This window comes from Streptococcus sp. HMSC056C01 (genome assembly GCF_001811305.1).
GTDB lineage: Bacteria > Bacillota > Bacilli > Lactobacillales > Streptococcaceae > Streptococcus.
This window is the reverse complement of the sequence record NZ_KV804209.1, coordinates 99,161-121,751: the sequence shown is the minus strand read 5'-3', so window position 1 is coordinate 121,751 and position 22,591 is coordinate 99,161. Positions and strand designations below refer to the sequence as shown.

23 protein-coding genes and 1 pseudogene are annotated in these 22,591 nt (G+C 38.2%); 5 read left to right on the top strand and 19 right to left on the bottom strand.

From position 1 onward, the window contains the following. Positions 1-21 precede the first annotated feature (21 nt). The 5 genes from HMPREF2795_RS07615 to HMPREF2795_RS07595 form a co-directional block, all read right to left on the bottom strand. Positions 22-903, bottom strand: a complete 882-nt coding sequence (locus HMPREF2795_RS07615; protein WP_001033741.1) for a diacylglycerol/lipid kinase family protein — start codon at positions 901-903, stop codon at positions 22-24. Positions 904-948: 45 nt separating this feature from the next. Then, a complete protein-coding gene (locus HMPREF2795_RS07610) occupies positions 949-1,335 on the bottom strand; it encodes a hypothetical protein (protein WP_000814174.1) in 387 nt (128 codons plus the stop codon). 265 nt (positions 1,336-1,600) lie between these two features. Further along, a complete protein-coding gene (locus HMPREF2795_RS07605; RefSeq protein WP_000402376.1) occupies positions 1,601-1,837 on the bottom strand; it encodes a hypothetical protein in 237 nt (78 codons plus the stop codon). A 59-nt stretch (positions 1,838-1,896) separates the two neighbouring features. Beyond that, the gene (locus HMPREF2795_RS07600) at positions 1,897-2,730 is read right to left on the bottom strand and encodes an ADP-ribosylglycohydrolase family protein (RefSeq protein ID WP_000900065.1); all 834 of its coding nucleotides are present in this window, start codon (positions 2,728-2,730) and stop codon (positions 1,897-1,899) included. Positions 2,731-2,751: 21 nt separating this feature from the next. After that, positions 2,752-3,537, bottom strand: coding sequence for an alpha/beta fold hydrolase (locus HMPREF2795_RS07595; RefSeq protein ID WP_000668472.1), 786 nt, complete (start codon positions 3,535-3,537; stop codon positions 2,752-2,754). A 289-nt stretch (positions 3,538-3,826) separates the two neighbouring features. Here HMPREF2795_RS07595 and HMPREF2795_RS07590 point away from each other — a divergent pair, with 289 nt between their 5' ends. Both HMPREF2795_RS07590 and HMPREF2795_RS07585 read left to right on the top strand, forming a co-directional pair. Continuing rightward, entirely contained in the window at positions 3,827-4,714 is an 888-nt protein-coding gene (locus tag HMPREF2795_RS07590; protein ID WP_000141631.1) for a helix-turn-helix domain-containing protein, read from the top strand. Positions 4,715-4,718: 4 nt separating this feature from the next. Next, positions 4,719-5,510, top strand: coding sequence for a CPBP family intramembrane glutamic endopeptidase (locus HMPREF2795_RS07585; RefSeq protein ID WP_001102348.1), 792 nt, complete (start codon positions 4,719-4,721; stop codon positions 5,508-5,510). A gap of 410 nt (positions 5,511-5,920) precedes the next feature. Here the strand turns inward: HMPREF2795_RS07585 and HMPREF2795_RS07580 are convergent, their stop codons facing one another. The 12 genes from HMPREF2795_RS07580 to HMPREF2795_RS07525 all read right to left on the bottom strand — a co-directional run bounded on the left by HMPREF2795_RS07580 (position 5,921) and on the right by HMPREF2795_RS07525 (position 16,173). Then, on the bottom strand, positions 5,921-6,670 hold the full coding sequence (locus tag HMPREF2795_RS07580; RefSeq protein WP_075228571.1) for a CPBP family intramembrane glutamic endopeptidase: 750 nt from the start codon (positions 6,668-6,670) through the stop codon (positions 5,921-5,923). Positions 6,671-6,815: 145 nt separating this feature from the next. Then, a complete protein-coding gene (gene rlmD, locus HMPREF2795_RS07575; protein WP_000914602.1) occupies positions 6,816-8,171 on the bottom strand; it encodes a 23S rRNA (uracil(1939)-C(5))-methyltransferase RlmD in 1,356 nt (451 codons plus the stop codon). Positions 8,172-8,245: 74 nt separating this feature from the next. Further along, a complete protein-coding gene (locus HMPREF2795_RS07570) occupies positions 8,246-9,220 on the bottom strand; it encodes a DUF1002 domain-containing protein (protein ID WP_001227374.1) in 975 nt (324 codons plus the stop codon). An 82-nt stretch (positions 9,221-9,302) separates the two neighbouring features. Continuing rightward, on the bottom strand, positions 9,303-9,905 hold the full coding sequence (locus HMPREF2795_RS07565) for a lysozyme family protein (RefSeq protein WP_025171262.1): 603 nt from the start codon (positions 9,903-9,905) through the stop codon (positions 9,303-9,305). Beyond that, positions 9,905-10,879, bottom strand: coding sequence for a nucleoid-associated protein (locus tag HMPREF2795_RS07560; protein WP_000356097.1), 975 nt, complete (start codon positions 10,877-10,879; stop codon positions 9,905-9,907). Before HMPREF2795_RS07560 ends, HMPREF2795_RS07565 begins: the two co-directional genes overlap by 1 nt. A 7-nt stretch (positions 10,880-10,886) precedes the next feature. After that, positions 10,887-12,143: a serine hydroxymethyltransferase gene (gene glyA, locus HMPREF2795_RS07555; RefSeq protein ID WP_000575478.1), complete on the bottom strand. Its 1,257-nt coding sequence runs from the start codon at positions 12,141-12,143 to the stop codon at positions 10,887-10,889. Beyond that, positions 12,140-12,586: a GNAT family N-acetyltransferase gene (locus HMPREF2795_RS07550; RefSeq protein WP_000942925.1), complete on the bottom strand. Its 447-nt coding sequence runs from the start codon at positions 12,584-12,586 to the stop codon at positions 12,140-12,142. The genes glyA and HMPREF2795_RS07550 overlap by 4 nt, the downstream gene beginning before the upstream one ends. A 1-nt stretch (position 12,587) precedes the next feature. Next, positions 12,588-13,190 carry an L-threonylcarbamoyladenylate synthase gene (locus tag HMPREF2795_RS07545; RefSeq protein WP_000970241.1) on the bottom strand — a complete coding sequence of 201 codons (603 nt, stop codon included), beginning with the start codon at positions 13,188-13,190 and terminating at the stop codon, positions 12,588-12,590. Then, the gene (gene prmC, locus HMPREF2795_RS07540) at positions 13,174-14,016 is read right to left on the bottom strand and encodes a peptide chain release factor N(5)-glutamine methyltransferase (RefSeq protein WP_000761853.1); all 843 of its coding nucleotides are present in this window, start codon (positions 14,014-14,016) and stop codon (positions 13,174-13,176) included. Before prmC ends, HMPREF2795_RS07545 begins: the two co-directional genes overlap by 17 nt. Beyond that, positions 14,016-15,095: a peptide chain release factor 1 gene (prfA, locus tag HMPREF2795_RS07535; RefSeq protein ID WP_001028809.1), complete on the bottom strand. Its 1,080-nt coding sequence runs from the start codon at positions 15,093-15,095 to the stop codon at positions 14,016-14,018. The genes prmC and prfA overlap by 1 nt, the downstream gene beginning before the upstream one ends. 9 nt (positions 15,096-15,104) lie before the next feature. Then, entirely contained in the window at positions 15,105-15,584 is a 480-nt protein-coding gene (locus HMPREF2795_RS07530; RefSeq protein WP_000151344.1) for a GNAT family N-acetyltransferase, read from the bottom strand. Beyond that, positions 15,574-16,173 (bottom strand): thymidine kinase, encoded by a 600-nt coding sequence (locus HMPREF2795_RS07525; RefSeq protein WP_000068114.1) that lies wholly within the window; start codon positions 16,171-16,173, stop codon positions 15,574-15,576. Before HMPREF2795_RS07525 ends, HMPREF2795_RS07530 begins: the two co-directional genes overlap by 11 nt. A gap of 123 nt (positions 16,174-16,296) precedes the next feature. Here HMPREF2795_RS07525 and HMPREF2795_RS07520 point away from each other — a divergent pair, with 123 nt between their 5' ends. Together HMPREF2795_RS07520 and mnmE are read left to right on the top strand one after the other, a co-directional pair. Further along, positions 16,297-16,479 (top strand): 4-oxalocrotonate tautomerase, encoded by a 183-nt coding sequence (locus HMPREF2795_RS07520; protein WP_001117401.1) that lies wholly within the window; start codon positions 16,297-16,299, stop codon positions 16,477-16,479. 114 nt (positions 16,480-16,593) lie between these two features. Beyond that, positions 16,594-17,967, top strand: a complete 1,374-nt coding sequence (gene mnmE, locus HMPREF2795_RS07515; protein WP_075228570.1) for a tRNA uridine-5-carboxymethylaminomethyl(34) synthesis GTPase MnmE — start codon at positions 16,594-16,596, stop codon at positions 17,965-17,967. A 288-nt stretch (positions 17,968-18,255) separates the two neighbouring features. On the opposite strand, the gene hemH is transcribed toward mnmE, so the two are convergent. Then, positions 18,256-19,350, bottom strand: coding sequence for a ferrochelatase (hemH, locus tag HMPREF2795_RS07510; RefSeq protein WP_075228569.1), 1,095 nt, complete (start codon positions 19,348-19,350; stop codon positions 18,256-18,258). Positions 19,351-19,503: 153 nt separating this feature from the next. Between hemH and pepT the strand changes: the two genes are divergently transcribed. Next, a complete protein-coding gene (gene pepT, locus HMPREF2795_RS07505) occupies positions 19,504-20,727 on the top strand; it encodes a peptidase T (protein WP_075228568.1) in 1,224 nt (407 codons plus the stop codon). Between the two features lie 77 nt (positions 20,728-20,804). Here the strand turns inward: pepT and HMPREF2795_RS07500 are convergent. Beyond that, positions 20,805-22,591: pseudogene (locus HMPREF2795_RS07500) on the bottom strand (HIT family hydrolase); the annotation flags it as partial.

The window sequence follows — 22,591 nt, the reverse complement described above, 5'->3', positions numbered from 1 at the left end:
ACTATTCTTGTCAAAAGTTTATTATTCTTTCGGTTGAGAATAGACCTCGATATGCTGACCTAGGACCTTAATTTCCACTGGTAGGTCATCCGATTTGTCACCATCAACATCCGTTTCTAATGCAATATCTGAAGAAATTTTTATATGACGAGCTTTTATATACTCGATATTCTCATTTACGACAACATCACCTTTTAATAAATCAGGGATAACTGACAATTTAGTAAGGATTGAGGCATCTTTTAGAATCAAAATATTGGCATAGCCATCCTTATTTTCGTTAAAGATTTTTTTGTCAGCGAAATAATTGGTAAGGAGAACCAAGACATGGCTGGCTGGGCCAATATAATTTCCATTTTCTGTCTCAACTCTAATGTTAAATGTTTGATCAGTAACGACAGAGTTCATGGTGTTAATAGCATAGGCTAGCATACCAAACTTTGTTTTATCTTCTATCCCAACGTTATGAATGGCTTCTGGTATTGAACCAATGCTAAAGATATAACCAAAATAATTACCGTTTGATTTGCCAATGTCAATCTTATTCGTAGAACTAAAATCAAGCTCGTCAATGGCACCATCAATATCTTGATTGATTTCTAATAGTTTCGTGATGAGGTTTCCAGTTCCTCCTGGGATAATCGCAAGTTTAGGAATGTAGTCTTTTTCAGCAATACCGGAGATGGCTTCATTGACAGTCCCATCCCCACCAAAAACAAGGACAGCATCATACTTCTCCCTAGAAGCTTCTTCTGAAAAGTTTGTCGCATCAAGAGCTTTCTCAGTGAATCTGGTCTCAACATGCTCAAAATAATCTAAGGCTTTATTCTCGAGTTTGACTTTATAATCCAAGGCTTTTTCGCCACCAGATGTTGGATTAATAATCACCATTATTTTATTCATATATCAATCTCCTGTCATTAGATTTCCGTACTTTAACTAGCCTTGTCAAGTTTCTTCCAGATAAATTTTGACCGCTTGGTATTCCTGTTCTTTAGCATAGGCAAACACCTCTGAAGCTCTAATGTAATCAAAGATATTTTCCTCTAAATCTTCATCCCAAATCGATTCATGAAATATTTCATTCTCTTGACATGCTTCATAGAAAATATCGAGGTGAACTTGATAAAACTCTTCATCTTCATTTGGAGCTTGCCTTACTAAGGATAGTTGAAACAAGGGCTTATCAGATATAGCTGTAAATGTCCCTGTTTCAAATAAAATCATCTCATCCTCAATAGGAACACTACACAAGTCTTCAAAGATGGCTACCATATCCTCTAAGGGCATCTTATCGGTAATTTTTTCTCTTAAAAATTTAAGTGATTGTTTCATGTTTTTTCCTCTTTCTAGATGAATTTTCGTTCTTGGAAAAATCCTATTAAAAAATAGAATCCCTACACCCTATATTATACTACATAAATAGAAAAAAAGACTGAACCAGATGGCTTTCAACCTAGTTTCAGTCTAAGTCTTTTTGATAATCGGAATAGCCTTTGTAAGGACGTCTATCCCAACATGAATTTACTTTCCTTAAATTTGATAGATTAGGTCTAAGTTTAATTAAAAACAAGCTTTTTCAATTTGCAGCTCACCTTCTTTAGAAATTTTCCTGAGTAACTTCTTCAAAATAGTCATCCAGATGATGATAAATATGCATATCTTCTTCTGAACCGTCTTGCAAAACTGCAAATACCTTCACTTTCTCATCATTGACAAATACGAAATTATGTTCACCAAAATAAGCCTGATAACCCTTGTCGACTAAAGTCCAAAGTTCATCTTTTTTAAAACTGAAAATATCTTTTTTTACTAGATAGGTTTTCCCGATTTCCATTTTTTCTCCTTTTAAATCTATCAAAAAATCCCATAGGGAAATCCTTTCTCTATGCACTATTAGTTTACTGAAATGTACTCTTCCCAGCGACTGAGGACCTCTTTTAAGGGCTCATCTAAATAGGTATAGGCCTTTTCCTTAATCCAATCAGGTATACCATAAGCAGCTTCAGCTATACTTCCTGTTATCGCAGCGAGAGTATCACTATCTCCACCGAGAGAAATTGCATTTCTGATAGCATCTTCGAAGTCTGTACTTTCAAGAAAGGCAATGATAGCTTGAGGCACCGTATTCTGGCAAGTTTCATTAAAACGATAAGTAGGACGAATTTCATCTAACGTTTTAGAAAGGTCATATCCATACTCTTTCTCAATATGTTCCTTAACGCGTCTTTTAATATCCGCAGGGTTATCGCTACCATCACCACCGAAGAAATAACGGCACATATAGATTGCATCCGCTGTGGCCATAGCTCCTTTAATTCCTTCTGGATGGTTATGCGTCACCTCTGCAGAAAGTCGTGCGAGAGATCTTCTGGACGGCCAGGCTCCCGTTCGTGCACAGAAACTACAATCCATGGCCCAGGCACATGGAGAAACACGCATTGCTGAGCCATTGCCAAAGCTATTATAAGGTTCTCGATCGTCGCCATCAACCCAATTACCAAATCTTGCACCGTAACCTGCATCGGGATACATTCTGCCGTACTTCTTCATGGCATCGATGAAGTCATCCTTCTGTCCGCCATTTATTATCGCTTCCGCCACAGCACAAGTCATCACCGTATCATCTGTGAAAAAACAATCGTCCCTAAACAAGGGAAAATCCTTCGTTTTAATATTGTTCCATTCATAAATAGAACCTACAATGTCTCCTACTATTGCTCCTAGCATAAGATTCCTCCTTACAGCATATCAGATTTCCAATGGATCACTCTTTAAAAACGGCTCAACCAAATCAATCCATTCTTGAGGTAGGTAAGCTGATAGATAACCATGATTATACCCCTTTGCTTCATACAAAATTGTATTTGGATGTAGCTGCTGAAATAATTTCGCCGAAGCTTTCACACAGTTCAATTCTTTTTCACCATAAATATAAAGAACCTGAGTCTTGCTAGCAGAAATCGTCTCCTTCAGCTTGTAACGTCCCATATAGGTTTTGTAAATGCTCACCAATGTTTTGATAGGTGTCCTTGGCAAATCCTCCAAATAATAAGCTTTTATTTCCTCTGGATAAGCCAGTTTAGGATAAATTTTGTTCATCATTCTTAATTGAAGTTTGCAAGAGAATTTACCGAACAACAGTTTACCAAATAGAGGCACTAGAAAGATGCTGATTTTAGCCAACCTTGGTTGAGGAATACAGAGGCTTCCATCTATGATGGCTTTCTCAGCTATATCTCTGTCTATCGACAAAAGCTCCATAGCAATTTGACCACCAAGTGAAACACCACCGATTGCAAACAATTTCCCACCACAGTTTGCTTTGATATAGTCTAGAATCTCCAAAGCAGAATCTTCAGTAGAAACATAATCAAGTTGATATTCTTCGCCGTGGCCATTCAAGGTGGGTAGAATGACACGATACTCCTCCGACAAGATCCGTGCTTGACGAAGATAATTCCACCAAGAACTGCCACCGCCATGTATCAGCAAGATAGAAGGCAAACTCTTATCACCAAATTCATGGAATTTCATATTTAAACTCCTTACTGTAGGACTTCTAGTAATACTTAGTTGAGTAATAAAACGTTCTCAACGTGTAATTAACGTACTTACTTCATTATATAACAAACAATGATAAAATAACTAGAATAACACTAAAAATCAACATCAAAACAACAAATGCAACGTAAAGTAGCAAAAATAATGAGAATGCAACGTCTAATTGCTTGTGCCTTGATAATCGTTTATACTATACTAAATTCAGTCATATGCAAATATATGACAATTTACATTATAAAATATATAGAGGAGGTCATATAACATGACATTTGCTGAAAAATTAAAAACAATACGGAAACAAATAGGAATGTCTCAGGAACTTTTAGCAGAAAAAATTGGTGTTTCAAGACAAGCCGTAACAAAATGGGAAACAGGTGCTGGAATTCCAGATATAGAAAATATTATAGCAATTGCCAACCTATTTAACATTTCTATCGACGAACTATTCTGCAATGAAAAAAATACTTCCAAAACTAGCGAATATCTTTTCGAAAGTATCACAGAGTACGATATCGATAAAACTAAGAGCTATGATATGAAATTTGGAGGTGCAGAAAAATTTATTCTTTCCGGATATAACGGCGAAAAAATTCGAGTTTGTCTGGTTTCTAACCTTCTTTCTACACTTCAAAATGATTTCAAAGTAAAAATCGATGATAGTAGAAAAAGAATTGACGTAGACGTAAAACGTTATAATGGTGTAACTGAAGCAACAGCTAAAAAAACTGTTAGTATTTTTGTGCAAATCCCAACTTCCTATATTAGCCACATTGAATGTGCGGTTAATGCAGAATCTATAGAGATTCATTCTCTACAATGCGATAATATCGAGCTTGACATTAAGACGCCTCGTATTACTCTGGAAGACATTTCAGGTAAAGTGAAAATCAACTGTAATCTTGATATGGAAGTGTTTTGTAATTATCTAAACGGTGATCTTTCCATTAATCAAATATCAGCCACATCACGAATTTGTATCCCAGAAAATAGTATATTTACCGCTGTTTCGAAAGGTATTGGAACACACATTTATTTTGAAAAAGATGGACAAAACACTGAACGCTTTGATTCATCAGATTCTGATAATTTAATTGAACTAAATGGTATCAATAGTGAACTTGTTGTCTATACAGTTAAAGAAAGAGGGTAACTAAATGAATGTAAATTATTTAAAAAGATACATCCTCAGTTCTTATATCCTTGTTTGGGCCCTCATTATTTTTGTAGCAGCCCCCGCAAGTCTATTGTTTAAAGTCCCACCTGTTGTTATGTGGATAGTACGAAATATCGTCGCATGGTCTCCTTCATACCTCCTTTTATTTGGATGGAAATATTTCCGGACTGATGAAAAAATAACTACTTTTCTTAAGCGGTGTTTCTCTGCTAAAGTTTCGCTACTCCCACTCCTATCTTCATTTGGTATTACATTTGGGCTCAGTATATTATCACTCTTCATTTACTCACTTATGACCCAAAAAACAATGTTCTCCTACATCAATCTAGGAACAGTATCATTGCCACTAAGTATATTCTTATCATTTACATCAGGTCCGACTGGTGAAGAATTAGGTTGGCGTGGTTATATGAGAGAAGAATTTAATAAAAAGTATCATTTTTTAAAATCCTCTATTTACCAAGGCCTAGTCTGGTGTTTCTGGCATACACTTCTGTGGGTTGTAGATTCAAAATTCACGGATTGGCGTGCGATTCCATATATTATTGCTAACATAGTTGTAATTACATCCATTACGATTTTAATGAATATTATTTTGGAGAAATATAACAATTTGATTTATACTATTTTCATGCATTTTGGCTTTAATATTGTTTATGTATTTTTGGATGCTGATATCGGATTTTTTATCATTTTGACCTTGCTATACCTACTCATCACTCCGATTGCAATGCATATACGAAATAGATCTAATTTTAAATACTATCACTAACTATAGTTAAGCTGTTTCTATTTTGAGTACAAAGACAATATCGTTTTACAAACCAGTAATTTGATATACCTCAACACAGCGAATTCCAAGTCACAAAATAAGAGCAGCTAACCAATTGGTTAACTGCTTTAAAAATAGAAAAATAACTTCTAATATGATATCAGTATTAATTTTATTCCTTTGCCATGAGAACCACTAATCTAATCCAATCTAAAAGAACACATAATTCATTCTCATAACTAAAATTTAATGAAAACTCATCGACCTCAAATTCATTTTCCTGACTCAATTCCATAACAAAAAGGACACCAATCTTTATCCATAACCACGTAAGTCCAATTACAATGATTTTGAATTAATACTGTGGAACGGAAAGTCGATCACTTCTTCCAAAAGAAACAACATCCATTCTAAGATTTAAAATCCTTTTCCTTACTAATTCTATTACCCGCTAATATTGTATAAATTAAATAAGTAATAAAAATGATAATAAAAATAAGATTAATTTTTAACACAAAATAGAGATTTAACAAATTTGCGAACGCATGAAATAATATACAGTAACCCACTGATTGGGTTTGACGGTAAAGAAGCCCTAAAACAAAACTTAGAAATAATGTATATATAAAAAATAAAATAAAAGGAAATCCTTGATGACTTTCTCCAACTATAAACCATAAAGGCAGATGCCAAATTCCCCAGATTGAACCTACAATCAAATTAGATTGCCAATAAGTATATTTTTTATCAAGTAATGGTTGTAATATACCTCTCCATCCTAATTCTTCATGTCCGCCACCAAAAAAAATTAATTGTATAAAGAATAATGGCATCAGATAAATTGATACTCCATTTAATTCTAAAGAAGATACAGAAAATAGTATCAAAATTGCTAACAGGTGAATAATGAAATAAATATTACTATTTTTTCTTTTATTAAATACAAAATGTTTAAATTTTATATTATTACTTTTCAAATAAAAGCCACTTGCAATAGCTGGACCAAGTGCACCTACTATATGTAACATTCTCCCTATAAATGTTTCTAATCCAAAAATATGAGATTGAGTAAAGATGGCAAGAAGCCCCCAAGCTATATAAGAAATTCCAAATGTAAAACAAAGATAATTTTTAAAATTCCTTTTATCAATTTCTGTCATTTCATCTCCATATCTTGATTATTTTAAATGTAATATTTGTTACTGCTTATTAGTTGGTCTTGATTATAACTACCTATATTCTATCATAAAAACACAAAAAGCGTTACATTCAAGGCTTTTCAGTATCCCTTTTGTTAGAAGGTTTTTACGCTTTTTCAAGTAATCCAACACACTCAACATGATGCGTCTGCGGGAAAAGATCAACCGGCTGGACTTTCTTCAATTCATAGCCTAGCTCTTGATAGAGTTTGATATCTCGAGCCATGGTTGCTACATTACAAGAGATATAAGCGATGCGATCAGCTTCTGTTTGGGCGCTGGCTTTGATAAAGCTTTCGGTCAACCCCTTGCGTGGTGGGTCGACTAGGATAGCAGTTGGTTGGATGCCTTCCTTGAGCCAATTCTTCATGGCATTTTCAGCTGTATCGCAGACATAGTGGGCATTGGTGATATTGTTTAAGGCAGCATTCTTCTGGCTATTCTCTACTGCTTCTGAGATAACCTCTACGCCATAAACTTCCTTGACATGTTTAGCGACAGATAGTCCAATGGTCCCAATTCCTGAGTAGGCATCAATGACCACATCCTCTGCTCTTAACTCCGCAAAGTCAATGGCTGTTTGATAAAGCTTCTCTGCCATTTCGGTATTGACCTGGTAAAAGGCTGGTCCAGAGATTTGGAAATCATTGCCCAACATTTGGTCGGTAATGTAGTCTTGACCATAAAGTGTACGCCATTCTTTCCCGAAAATCGCATTGGTGTTTTGGTCATTGATATTCTGCATGACTGACACAATTTCTGGAAATTGCTTGATCAGTTGTTCAATCACCTGTTCAACTCTGAAAACTTTAGGACGAGTTGTCACCAAAATAACCATGATTTGTCCTGAATGATATCCACGACGCACAACAAGGTTACGAATCAAGCCTGACTGTTCCTTCTCATCATAAGGCTTTAAGTCATATCGACGGAGCAAATCTCGCAAAGCCACAATAACTTGATCAATGACTGGATCCTGAATGTAAAAATCTTCCAATGGCATAAGGTCATGAGAATTCTTACGGAAGAAACCAGTTTCTAGAACACCATTAACACGACGAACAGGGACTTGAGCCTTGTTACGGTACTTGACCGGATGTTCCATACCAAGAGTATCAGCAACCTCTACATCCCTGATTCCTGCAATTTTATAGAGGCTGTCTTTTACTTGCTTGTTTTTGAACTTGAGTTGCTCTGGATAAGCTAGATGACCTAGGTCGGCAATACCTGAACGTAAGTATGCCAAATCTAAGTCTAGGTTGCGATGTGGTGATTGCGTAAGGTATTCCTCGACTTTACCAAAGCCAATCTTCTTGTTGACTTTAAGGACACGCATAAGGATCTTCTCAGTCGGTAGAGCATTCTCTACAAAAAAGACCAAGCCATCTACCTTGGCAACACCTGCTCCTTCATGTGTCAAATCGACAATCTCTACTTCTACAATATCATTTTTCTTTAACATATGTTTCACTTTCTATCAGCCAACAAAAAAAGACGGCAACTGTTCTGTTACCATCTATTATACCATGAATTAGCCTAAGCACCAAAACTCTTGAAAAAGTTTACAATTGCTTGCCAAATAGCACTGAGGATATTCCCACCGTCTTGAATAGCTTTATTAGCATCAAAGTTAAGGTCGATATTGCTAAAACTATCTCCTGCTTGCGCAACGATACTTTGTTTCAGATCCTTTAGAGTCTTTGTAAAGTCTTCGTTATTCAAAATATCGCTCTTAGAAAGATTAAAGGCAAAGTTGATGATGACATTGATCTGGTTTCCTGTTATAACCTGATCCAGCTTATAATTTTTCAATGTATCTTCAACAATCTTACGAACATCATCTTCAGTAAGCTCACCCTTAGACTCTTTGGCTTTAGCGATAGCAGATTTGATATCGGCAAGGGCTACATTGAGTTTATTGGCATCATAGCCTGATTTGTCCTTGTTTTCATCGTTGATGTCTGACAAAGCTTTTAGTTCTTCCTGAGCTAGGTCTTTATTTTCTTGAGGAAGTTGAACACCATTAGCTTCTAATGAGTAGTAGATACCAGCTAGGGCACTTTCACCTGTTACAGGGATTGGTGCAGCTACGGTGATGCGCGCGTGCTCAACACCCAAGGTAACGGCCGCATTACGGTACATGTCTTGGGTCACTTTAGTGATATTTTCAGGGGTTTCAATCTTCACTTCAAGTGGAGATTTTTCACCTAATTTTTGAATTTTTGCAGACGAATAGAGCTGGAGACTAGAGTCATTGGCGACGTTCATAATCTTTGAGTAGACATCTGGCGTCATAGTCTTCAGTTCTTTGGTATCTGTAGAGGCGTTATAGCCGAGTTTTTTTAATGTTTGATTTTTTTGATCTTCTGTTAACGAAGAACCCAAGACGTACTCAGGTTGAACATAAGTTTCATCAATTACTTTTTGAACATCAGTGGCTGCTTGAGCGCTTTGCAAAGTTGCAACTGCTAAAAGAACTGCAGCACTAGTCAGAAAGAATTTCTTTCGCATGAGACGTTCCTCCTTTTCCTATCTAGGATAGTAAATTAGCCTTAAAGAAAGCTTATAAAAGCACCTAGAATTTTCTAAGTGCTTAAAATAGATTAAAAAATTTAATAATGTAGAGATTTAGTTGAACCTGTCTAGAGTAATAATAGTTCCCTCCATCCACATAGAGTTCTCCCCCTTGAAAGATGGAAATTGGATTGACATATCGATAGGTTTTTCCAGTTGTATTTCCTAGTGTCGGTGCAACGGTATCTCTCGAATATTGCTTGGCTAGGGCAAGGGTATTTTCTTTCCCATTTTGGGCGATAAAATCAATATAAGCAGGCCCAAAGTTATAGGCCTGTACAGCAGTCCAAACATCTACACCCTTTTCTTGAGCTAAATATAGATTCTCTGTCAAGGTTTGAATTCCCTGACGAATACTACTCCTATTGTCAGAAATCGTATTTGTAGTTCCGCTAGCAGACTCGCTTGACTGCATCACGTCGCTTTCTTTACCTTTGGTTTCAGTATAAATCATGGCCAGGACTAGTTCTTCATTTGCTGGCGTATCTTGCTCACTTAAAACCTCTCGTACCAAGGATTGATAGGTCATGACCTGCTTTACATCCCGATACATATGAAAAAGTTTATAACCAGTAAATAAGATAAGAACAAGCACCAAGACCCTTCTTATAATTTTAAACATTATTTGCTTTGTATATCCTCGATGTTTTTGATTAAGATAGAGTAGGTACCATTATCATTTTGGATAAATTCGACCGACTCAGCATCTTGGTAAATATTATTGGGTACGATTAACTCAATCCCATTTGACAGAGAAAGCTTTTGGTTTTCAAATTTCTTTAATTGGCGACTTGCATCGATTTCATCAAACTGAACTGGCTCTGGCACTGCTTCCTTGACTTGGTCAATAAAGCTAAGACGTGCAGTAAGATTGTTGTCAAAAAGGTCATTTGCCAATTTTTCAGGAGACAACTCATTGCTTTCTTCAAGGTTGTTAAAAATAGCAGACTTGACCTTAGATTGAAATTGAAAATCATCTGTATTAAATGTTTCAGCAATTCTCTGAGCTGTTTTTTCCAGTTCCTTGATTGACTTCTTAGGTGAAATTTTGGGCTGAGCCTGTATCAGATTCTCAGAAAAATAGTTCAAAAAAGTCCCGTTATACTTGATTCGTTTCTCAATCAGGTGATATTTTCGGCTTTGAAGATTGACCACCAAGGCCTCGTCAGCCCCTGTACCAAATCCAGGCAGGTTATTCTGAGTCAGCTTGATTGGATTATCAACTTCTCCTCCAAGGTGAGTCAAGGTCTCACGCAGGGCAATGCGTAGGAAGGCAAAATGCTCTACTCCTTCTTTGGAAAATTGCACAAAAATCAAGTCATTGGTCTTGAGATTTTCAGAAATGCTGAATTCCTCTTTCCAGAGATTAGCCAGCGTCACCGATGTCTCCAACAAATCATCTGTAATATGATTGAAGAAGGGATTTTCTGCTTCGAAAATGCCAGTCTTAGCTTCATCCGAATACACACGTTCGATTTTCTTGCGTAGGTATTCCTCGATTTTTGGAGTGATATTGAGAAATTTATCCGCTAGAAACAACTCTGTGTCATCCGGGCTGAACTGATGGATAATAGCTTTCTTAATATAAATGTCCATAAAAATTTTAGTCCTCGTATAATGGGAAGGCATCTGTCAAGACTTTGACTTCGCTTCTTACTTCATCTAAAATAGCTTCATTTTCTGCATTTTTAAGGGCTTTAATGATCAGCTCAGCCACTTTACGACTTTCTTCTTCACCAAAACCACGTGCAGTTGTTGCTGCTGCTCCGATACGAATACCACTTGTCTTAAATGGTGACAAAGTTTCGTAAGGGATTGAGTTTTTATTTAGGGTAATATTGACCTCATCTAGCAAGTTTTGAGCAACTTTTCCGTTTTCTACAACCTTAGTCACGTCAACAAGGAAGAGGTGATTTTCAGTACCGCCAGAGATAATACGGAAATCAGGGTCTTGCAAGAAGACTTCTGCCATAGCCTTGCTGTTCTTAATAACATTTGCTGCATATTCCTTGAAGGCTGGGTCCAATACCTCTTTGAAGGCAACAGCCTTAGCAGCAACAACATGCTCTAAAGGACCACCTTGGATACCCGGGAAAATAGCTGAATTAATTTTCTTAGCCAGCTCTTCGTCGTTAGTCAAAATCAAACCACCACGCGGACCACGAAGGGTTTTGTGGGTCGTTGTTGTAGTGATATGGGCGTATGGTACTGGACTTGGATGAAGACCAGCAGCAACCAAACCAGCAATGTGAGCCATGTCGACCATGAGCTTAGCACCGACAGCATCTGCAATTTCACGGAATTTAGAGAAGTCAATAATGTGAGAATAGGCTGAAGCACCAGCAACAATTAGTTTTGGTTTTACTTCTTGAGCTTGTTTCAAGATGGCATCGAAGTCCAAGAGTTCTGTTTCAGGATCAACGCTGTATGAAACAAAGTTGTAGGTTTGACCTGAGAAGCTAACAGGAGCTCCGTGAGTCAAGTGCCCACCCGCAGCTAAATCCATACCCATAACAGTATCACCTGGTTCGATCAAGGCCATGTATGCTGCACAGTTAGCTTGACTTCCTGAGTGAGGTTGGACATTGGCAAATTTAGCACCAAAGATTTCTTTCGCACGTTCAATAGCAAGAGTTTCGATAACATCTACTACATCTGTACCACCGTAATAACGACGTCCTGGATAACCTTCGGCGTATTTATTAGTCAAGATAGACCCTTGAGCAGCCATAACAGCCTTAGAGACTACGTTCTCTGAAGCGATTAATTCAATATTATTTTGTTGGCGTTCCTCTTCTTTGGCAATGGCATTCCAAAGATCCGCGTCATAGGCTTTAAAATCATCTTTGTCAAAAATCATAGGTCTTCTCCTTTTATTAATTTAATGAACCGTTTCTGCATTTTATCGCAGGTATAACCAAATCTTTCATAAAATGCATGCGCACCTGTACGATGGTCTGCAGAGTTTAAACGTATAAACTTATAGCCACGTTTTTCTGCTTCCTGTTCTAATCCTTCAAGCAACGTTTTACCGATTCCTTTACCTTGTGTTTGAGGTAAAACAGCTAAAGCTAGGATATTAAAACCTGGTTTTGAATAAAGGGATTCATAAACCTCAGCATGCACATAACCAAGTAAGTTATGGCTGATTGAATCCTCAAAACCTAGTAGGAAGTGATGGGAGTCTTGTGACAACTTAGCTAGTTGACTAGCCGTTTCCTCTGGACTAAAAGCATAACCTAGTGCTTCTTTGTTAATGACACAAATTGTTTCGACATCTGTCGCTTTCAAATCACGTAGCATATCATACCTCCTCAAAAGGAATTACTGGTATCTTGGCAAGGATATCTTCTCGAGTAATCGCTCCTTGACGTAGAATTTTCACCTTATCACCAGAAAGGTCTAAAATAGTTGAATCCTGACCTGTTAAAAATGCATCGTCTTCAAGTCCCAGAACCTCTTGTCCGAAGTCTTTTAAAATTTCTTTAAAGCTAACACCACTTGTATGTCCTGAAATATTTGCAGACGGGCCAATTAAGGGACCAAACTCACGAATCAATTCTAGAGTAACAGGATGACTGGGCATGCGAAATCCAACAGTCGTTAAGTCTGAATTGACCCAGCAAGGAACCTTGTCATTAGCTTCTAGGATAATGGTCAATGGACCAGGAAGAAAACTTTCAACAAGTTGTTGTAAACAAGGTGGATGGTTCTTGGAAAAGTTCAAGATATCGTCTAAACTAGCAACATTGAGATTGAGAGCCTTATCTCTAGGGCGACGTTTGAGCTGATAAACATGGTCAACAGCCTTCTCATCCAAAGCTTTCGCAAAAAGGCCATAAACTGTCTCAGTTGGCAAAACTACAGCTCCACCTTTTTCCAACTCTTGCTTAATTTTCTCCATCATCAATGACAACCATCCTATCTTGGCCAAATTGGTCTTTCAGAGTACGAACTCGTTTCTCAGGAAGATTTTCCATAAAGAGAGCGGGTACACTTTGACCTTGTTTGTAGCCAATTTCAAGATAAATCTTACCACCATCATTTAGATAATCCTTGGAGTCTTCCGCAATTCTACGGTAGATAGCTAGGCCATCCTCATCGGCAAAAAGTGCCAAATGTGGTTCTGAATGCAGAACATTCAAACCAACTTCTACCTCATCTGCTCGAGAAATGTATGGTGGATTGGATACAATTATATCATATTTTGAAGAAATTTCGGAGAAACAGTCAGATTTGATAAAAGAGAGATTTAGATTTAGATTTTGAGCGTTAGCATTCTCTGTTGCAAGTTCTAGGGAATCCTGTGAAATATCCGCAGCTGCGACCGACCAATCTGGTCTATTTTTCGCTAAAGCAAGGGCGATGGCTCCGCTTCCTGTTCCGATATCTAGTACCTTGAGATTTTCCTTAGGATTTTCAGCAAGAACGAGCTCCACCAACTCTTCTGTCTCTGGTCGAGGAATCAAAACTCGCTCATCGACTTTTAACTGCATCCCAAAAAATTCAGCATGACCGATAATGTATTGGGCAGGTATGTGATTTGTCAGTTTTTTGTAAATATCCTCTACAATTTTGTAATCTTCATCAGTGACTTCTTGCTGAAGAGCAAAGACGAAGTCTGTAAAAGATAGATTTTTTAGGCTACGATAGACAAAGGAGAGGCTTTCTGCTTCCTCTCCTTGTACTATCAACTTTTCCTCAAAATCTTTAAAAATTTGAGCTAATTTCATTATTTGTTTAGTTCTTCCAATTTTTGTGTTTGGTCGTAAAGGACCAAGGCATCCACTACTTCGTCTAATTTACCAGCAAGAATTGTATCAAGCTTTTGCAAAGTCAAGCCGATACGATGGTCCGTCACACGGTTTTGTGGGAAGTTGTAAGTACGGATACGCTCTGAACGGTCACCAGTACCGATAGTAGACTTACGCTCTGCGTCTTGTTCGTCTTGAGCAATCTGTGCAAAGTGGTCCGCAACACGCGCACGAATAATCTTCATAGCCTTCTCACGGTTTTTCTGCTGTGTACGTTCTTCCTGCATTTCAACCTTGATGTTGGTCGGTAAGTGGACGATACGAACGGCAGTCGCGACCTTGTTTACGTTCTGTCCACCAGCACCAGAAGCGTGGTAGATATCCACACGAAGGTCTTTAGGATCAATGTCATATTCTACTTCTTCAACCTCAGGCATGACGAGAACTGTTGCTGTAGAGGTATGTACACGACCTTGGCTCTCAGTCACAGGGACACGTTGCACACGGTGGGCACCTGATTCGTACTTGAGTTTAGAGTAAACTGACAGACCTGATACCATAGCAACCACTTCTTTAAAGCCGCCGACACCGTTCATAGATGCTTCCATGACTTCAAAGCGCCAACCTTGGGCTTCAGCATACTTTTGGTACATTGTTAGAAGGTCACCAGCAAAAAGTGCCGCTTCATCACCACCAGCTGCTCCACGAATTTCAAGGATGATATTCTTGTCATCGTTTGGATCTTTTGGAAGAAGCAAGATTTTCAGTTTTTCTTCATACTCTTCTTTTTCAGCCTTAGCATCCTTGAGTTCTTGCTTCGCCATTTCTTCCAAGTCCGCATCTCCGCCTGATTCCTTTATCATCTCTTCGGCATCAATAATGTTTTGAAGGACCTGTTTGTATTCACGGTAAGCTGTTACCGTATCACGAGTAGAAGCTTCCTCTTTTGAAAGCTCCATGAAACGCTTGGTATCAGAGACCACATCTGGGTCACTAAGCAATTCTCCCAACTCTTCATAACGGTCTTCTACAGCTTGTAGTTGATCATAGATATTCATTCTTTCTCCTTATTTCTCAATTGTTAAATCACAGATTGCTACTACTTCGTTCTCAAATATTTCCCCAGTTTCTTTAAATCCATAACTGAGGTAACAAGATCTTGCATGTTCATTTTCTGGTTCATAAGACAACCAAAGTTTATTGCCTAAACCTGCTGGCGCTGTCCGAACATAGTCCAGCACTTTATCCATAATTGGTTTAAAATATCCTTGATTTTGAAAATTCTTATCAATCATAAAACGAAATAGTAAATAATTTCCACTACTAATTCCGATCTTTTTATCATAAGCTATCATCACAAAACCTATAATTGCATCATTATCATAAATTGCCAATGGAGCTACAAAATCTCCATTTTTAGTATAGACATATGCTTCAGCTAAACTAATTGCGTTGGTTGCAATGAATTGTTTTTGATATTCCTTGACATCCAAATTCAAAACATCAAAATAATTTCCCATTGTAACATCTCTTAGTTCAATTGTCATAGTTTTGCTCCTTATTAGATGATATCATTGGAGCAAAATAATGCTTACGGCAAACTGAGATATAGGTTTCATTTCCACCAATCTGGATTTGTTCACCATCATAGACTGGCAGTCCGTCCTGCGTACGCAAGACCATAGTCGCTTTTTTCTTACAATACTGACAGATGGTCTTGATTTCATCAATCTTATCTGCTAAGAGCAAGAGGTGTTTAGAACCTTCAAACAGCTCATTGCGAAAGTCATTTTTTAAACCAAATGCCATAACAGGGATGTCTAGCTCATCGACAACACGGGCCAAGTCGTAAACATGGTGACGTTTTAAAAACTGGGCTTCATCGACAAGTACACAGTAAGGTTTTTCAGGTAAATCTCGGATAAATCCAAAGATATCTGTTGTTTCGTCAATAGCAATTGCTGGTCTTTTCATTCCAATGCGACTTGAAACATAGCCAACACCGTCACGTGTATCCAGAGCTGAAGTCATAATCACAACTCCTTTTCCTTGCTCCTCATAGTTATAGGCTACCTTGAGAATCTCGATGGTTTTTCCAGAGTTCATGGTCCCATAACGATAATACAACTGTGCCATGCTTCTATTTCACGTCCATTTCTAAATTTTTGCTACATTCTAGTATACCATAATTTCTCAAAGCTTTAAATGGCAAAATGTGGTAAAATAGAAGAAATCAAATAACTAGTGGAGGACGCAATTATGCCATTTGTACGCATTGATTTATTTGAAGGACGCACGCTAGAGCAAAAGAAAGCCCTAGCTAAGGAAGTTACAGAAGCTGTTGTTCGTAACACAGGAGCACCTCAGTCAGCTGTTCACGTTATTATTAACGATATGCCTGAAGGAACTTATTTCCCACAAGGTGAAATGCGCACTAAATAAAGCTTAAGCAATCTGCTTAGGCTTTTCTTTATAAGTGGCATTCGTTGAATAAATAGCTAGATTTTGTTACAATTTTAAGTGATATTTGTATATAAATTGTAAAAAGGAAATGAAATGATTACACGTGAATTTGATACCATCGCAGCAATCTCGACACCGCTTGGTGAAGGGGCTATTGGGATTGTTCGTTTAAGCGGTACGGATAGTTTTACTATCGCCCAGAAAATCTTTAAAGGTAAGGACTTGACTAAGGTTGCAAGCCATACGCTAAACTACGGCCACATCGTTGACCCACAGACAGGCAAGATTATGGATGAGGTTATGGTTGGAGCTATGAAGTCTCCAAAGACCTTTACTCGTGAGGATATTATCGAGATTAACACTCACGGTGGAATTGCAGTAACTAATGAAATCCTGCAACTTGCTATCCGTGAAGGTGCTCGGTTGGCAGAGCCAGGTGAGTTTACTAAACGTGCTTTCCTCAACGGTCGTGTCGACTTGACTCAGGCTGAAGCTGTCATGGATATTATTCGCGCCAAGACAGACAAAGCCATGAATATTGCGGTCAAGCAACTAGACGGATCCTTGTCTGATCTTATTAACAATACTCGCCAGGAAATCCTCAATACACTAGCACAAGTTGAGGTTAATATCGACTATCCTGAATACGACGATGTGGAAGAAGCCACTACTGCTGTTGTCCGTGAAAAAACTATGGAGTTTGAACAACTCTTAACCAATCTCTTAAAAACGGCACGTCGTGGGAAGATTCTCCGTGAAGGAATTTCAACGGCTATCATTGGTCGTCCCAACGTTGGAAAATCTAGCCTACTCAACAACCTCCTACGTGAAGACAAGGCTATTGTAACTGATATTGCAGGAACTACTCGAGATGTCATCGAAGAATACGTCAACATCAACGGTGTTCCACTGAAGTTGATTGATACTGCGGGTATCCGTGAAACAGATGATATCGTGGAACAAATCGGTGTCGAGCGCTCCAAAAAAGCTCTCAAGGAAGCTGACTTGGTACTGCTTGTCTTAAACGCCAGCGAACCTCTAACTGCCCAAGACCGACAACTTCTTGAAATCAGCCAAGATACCAACCGTATCATCCTACTTAACAAAACTGACCTACCTGAGGCTATTGAAACTACTGAGATTCCAGAAGATGTCATCCGTATTTCGGTCCTCAAAAACCAAAACATTGATAAGATTGAAGAACGGATTAACAACCTCTTCTTTGAAAATGCAGGCTTGGTCGAACAAGATGCTACCTATCTATCCAACGCCCGTCATATTTCATTAATCGAAAAGGCTGTTGAAAGCTTACAAGCTGTAAACGAAGGCCTCGAACTAGGAATGCCTGTTGATTTGCTTCAAGTTGATTTGACACGTACTTGGGAAATCCTCGGAGAAATCACTGGTGATGCTGCTCCAGATGAACTCATTACACAGTTATTCAGCCAATTTTGTCTGGGTAAATAACATCAAAACTAGGTCAAAAAAATGCTAGTCACCTAAAAAGAGGTTGGGACAAAAAGATCCCGACCTCACTTTTTATTATCAATCATAATTTGACGCGGTAGCTGATTGAACTTTTTGTTCGTCTTTTAGACTCCAAAAAGCTCCTAATCATCCTCGCGGGGCTGGGACTACGAAATCGAGACTTTGTCTATCGATTTCTGTCCCACCGCCTTTTCTTTCACCTTCTAAGCTATATCCTGCCTTAGCAGATATTTGAAACAAACTTTACCAGTTCTTTTCTATTTTCACTTAGTCTTTGGGTAATTTGCCAGCTTTTTCAAGCATTTTTTTGATTAAATAAGGCATCTTGACATTTTCACGACCTTTTTTCTCAATTAATTTTTTGACAAATTCTGGCATTTGTAAGTCTTGTGATTCATCTAAAATATTCTTAGTTTCATCCGAAGGGACTAATTCATCAAAGGTCTCTTCTTCTGGGAGGAATTCTCTAAATTCCTTATGTTCGTTAGCTCGGATAATATTGACCAAGGCATCAATCAAACGAGAATCTGTATTTGGCATTGGTGGACGATGGTAGTTCACCTCCAATTCCTGACACAAGTCATGACATTCCACATCGTTGTCAAACAAGACTTCAATGTGCTCACTGATAAAACTAATAGGCACAAAAATATAATGGTCTGGATGTTCTGTCTGTTCTCTGAGATACTCCAAAACATCTGGCTTAATCCAAGGAATACCAATATCACTTTCGCTCTGCCAAGTGTTGGTATATTGCTCTGGTTTCAAGCCTAATTTTTCAGCAATTAGTTTGCTATTTTCGAAAATCTGGTCGATATAGGGATCACCAAAATCCAAGGCAAAAATGGGCACACTGTGGGCAGAAAAGATGACTTTAAAGCTATCCTGTTTCACCTTTTCTTTTAAAATCCTAGCAATTTCATCTGTCCAATAGTTTAAGAGGGCTTCTTCTTGATACCAGTCCTTAATAACTAAAAACTGAATTTGTTTGCTTTCCAAAAACTTTTCATAACCCATGACAGAGTAAAAGGAATAGTGTGGCTCCAAAATCAAGCAAATACACTTTTCAATTCCATCTGCTTCCATTTGCCGAATCACATCTGGAATAAAAGGGGTTGAAAATTTATTGGCAAAATAGACACTATATTCTTTTCCCAATCTAGCATCTACCAAGGCAACTTCTTCACGGGTAATTTTTTGTAGTGGAGTTCCTCCAATTCGAACATAATTATCATAAAGTGTTTGAATCTCGTGATCTTGAGGTCGAACTCCACGACGAATGTTGGTAAAAAAGTCGGCTACTCCTTCAAAGGTAATCTCTTCTGGAGAACCAAATGTCATCATTAAAATCGCTTTTTTCATCTCTGCATCCTTGTGATATTTTTATCTTTTTTATTGTATCACTAAAACAGCCATAAGTAAACGCTAACATAAGAATGTTACTCCCTTCTGACTTTTGTTTTTCTCTTCTTTCTATGATACAATGGTTTTAAAAGAAGGAAAAAAGGAGTTACGATGAAATATCCAACATTGTTGGAGCGTTTTTTGACTTATGTCAAAGTCAATACACGTTCTGATGAACATTCAACTACTACACCAAGTACCCAAAGTCAAGTAGACTTCGCAACCAATGTCCTCATCCCTGAGATGAAACGTGTCGGTTTGCAAAATGTCTATTATTTGCCAAACGGTTTTGCTATAGGTACTCTTCCAGCTAACGATCCTAGTTTGACTCGTAAGATCGGCTTTATCTCCCACATGGATACAGCTGATTTTAATGCTGAAGGTGTTAACCCGCAAGTTATTGAAAATTATGATGGTGGCGTTATCGAGCTTGGGAACTCTGGTTTCAAACTAGATCCAGCGGATTTCAAGAGCTTAGAGAAATATCCTGGCCAAACCTTGATCACTACTGATGGAACTACTTTGCTCGGGGCTGATGACAAATCTGGTATCGCTGAAATCATGACAGCTATCGAATACTTGACTGCTCATCCTGAGATTAAACACTGTGAAATCCGTGTCGGCTTTGGTCCTGATGAAGAAATCGGTGTTGGTGCCAATAAATTTGATGCAGAGGATTTTGATGTTGACTTTGCCTACACTGTAGACGGCGGGCCTCTCGGTGAACTTCAGTATGAAACATTCTCAGCTGCAGGTGCCGAACTTCACTTCCAAGGTCGTAATGTTCACCCAGGAACAGCTAAGGGGCAAATGGTCAATGCTCTACAGTTAGCAATCGACTTCCACAATCAACTTCCAGCTGGTGACCGACCAGAATTAACAGATGGTTACCAAGGTTTCTACCATCTCATGGATGTAACAGGAACTGTTGAGGAAGCGCGTGCTAGTTACATCATTCGTGACTTTGAAAAAGAAAACTTCGAAGCACGAAAAGCTGCTATGAAAGCTATTGCTGACAAAATGAATCAAGAACTTGGTAGCGATCGTGTAGCCTTGACTTTGACAGACCAATATTACAACATGAAGGAAGTCATTGAAAAGGATATGACTCCAATCACCATCGCTAAAGCAGTCATGGAAAGTCTTGATATTGCACCAATTATCGAGCCTATCCGTGGAGGAACAGACGGTTCTAAAATTTCCTTTATGGGAATTCCTACACCAAATATCTTCGCAGGTGGTGAAAATATGCACGGACGTTTTGAATACGTTAGTCTACAAACAATGGAACGTGCTGTTGATACAATCATCGGAATTGTAGCTTATAAAGACTAAAGAGATCGGGAAAAAATTCCCGACCTCTTTTTTTATCAGCATCCTACTTTTGACACGATAGTTGTCTGATTTTTTTATTATTCTGCTACTTTTTCTCTTGTTTCTGGAGATGTAGTTGCAGGAGTTAAGGTTGACTCAGCTTGTTTATCATTTGTTTCTTTATTGGCTGTTTCAGTGCTAGCTTCAGCTGGCTTGACTTTGGATTGAAATTCCTGGTTTAATGAGACAATTTCTTGAGCAAGAGCTAGAAGAGCTTGCTTGTCTTTGCTTGCAGCTGACAATTTATCAAACAAGGCATCTACTTTTTCAAAGTCCGCATCAGAACCATTATTCACTTCCAAATAAGTATGAAGGGCAATGACACCATTATAAAGTTTTTGGTAAAGAACTAAAACCTCTGGGTCTTGGTTGGCATTCTCACGTTCAGTCTGAATGGTTTGTGAAATACGCTTCAGAAGGTCTTGGACTTGAGTGTTTAGTTCATCAAGGTCTGCGTCCTCTTTATCTAGAGCAGCTTTCAGATTTTTCACTTCATCAGCAAGTGAAGCTTTAACTCCCTCTTCTTTGACTTGAGCCACTAATTCATCAGCTTTCGTTAAGAGTCCTTCTACTTGAGCTTTTCGAACATGATTGCTTTGTTCCTCAGGCTTAATATCATCATACAAACCTTTCAAAAACTCATAGACTGCTGTTTTAGCACTATGGCCATCCACTTTTTCTGTATCTAAAATCGTTTCAGAAGGCTTACTTGTAACAGGTTCATTCTTCAGAGCTTCTTCAACTTCCAGTTTTGTTTGATAGATTTCTGGGAATAGTTTGTTCAAGTCAGTCGCCTTAAGGAAGGATTGTGATTGATAAAGTGTCCAAGTTAAGTTGGCAACCTTATTTCTAAGAATGTCATTTAAACGACCATCTGACAGATGTTGATAGAAATACTTAATGTACTCGACTGTTGTAACTCCAGTACGATCATTAAAATCTTGCAGAGCTTGTAGTTTAGCTTCAACTGCATCTAAACCAGCCTCATCTTGAGCTAATTTATTTTCTTGGAGTTGAGCCAAGAGATCCTTCTTAGGAAGTCCATAAGCATCCGTATCTAAGGTATTAATCTTATCTACTAAAGCTTGATATTTCTTGTCTAAAGGACTGATTTCTGTTGGTTTTACACTAGAGTCAACGTGGATATACTGCTTGTCAAAGAGATCTAAAGCAGCCAGATAACCAGCTGTAGAGTTGGTTGAGAGCTTCTTCATATTTTCAGAGAATTGTCCCAAGGCAAGCTCAATTTGTCTTTGTTGAATTGGTTTATCCTTGTAAACTTCGCGACTTTCTGCTAAAAGTTGATCAACCTTATTTTGAACAGTAGCTTCATCAAAGGCTCCTGGTTGGTAGTTGGATTGCAAGGCAGGAATCTTATGTTTCAAAGCCACTTCATAACCTTTAGTCTGTACTTTAATGTAGTGATTATGGTCTCCGTGAGGAATGACGAAGCTGCCATTTTCTACCTGCAAACTATATGGAGAGACACCATCACGAAGTGCAGTTGTATAGAGTTCGTTTAGGAAATCAAGTTCTGCATCGCCTGTTTGAAGCGGAATACGAACGTGTTCTTTTCGAACTGCATAAGGGTGAATGTGAGTTGGGTCATAAGCCTGGTCTGGATTTCCAAATACAAAGAATCCATTTGAAATTCGGATAGCTTCAAGCGGAACACCATAGGTTTTAGAGATATAAGCTATCTTTTCTTCATCGCTGGCATCTCGAGAGAAACTTTCTACAGTCTTGGCAAGAGGTTTTACAGGCTCTGCCTGATGGTGCCCATGCAAATGCTCTTGCGCTGCCTTTATCTGCTCTGCTGACAAAT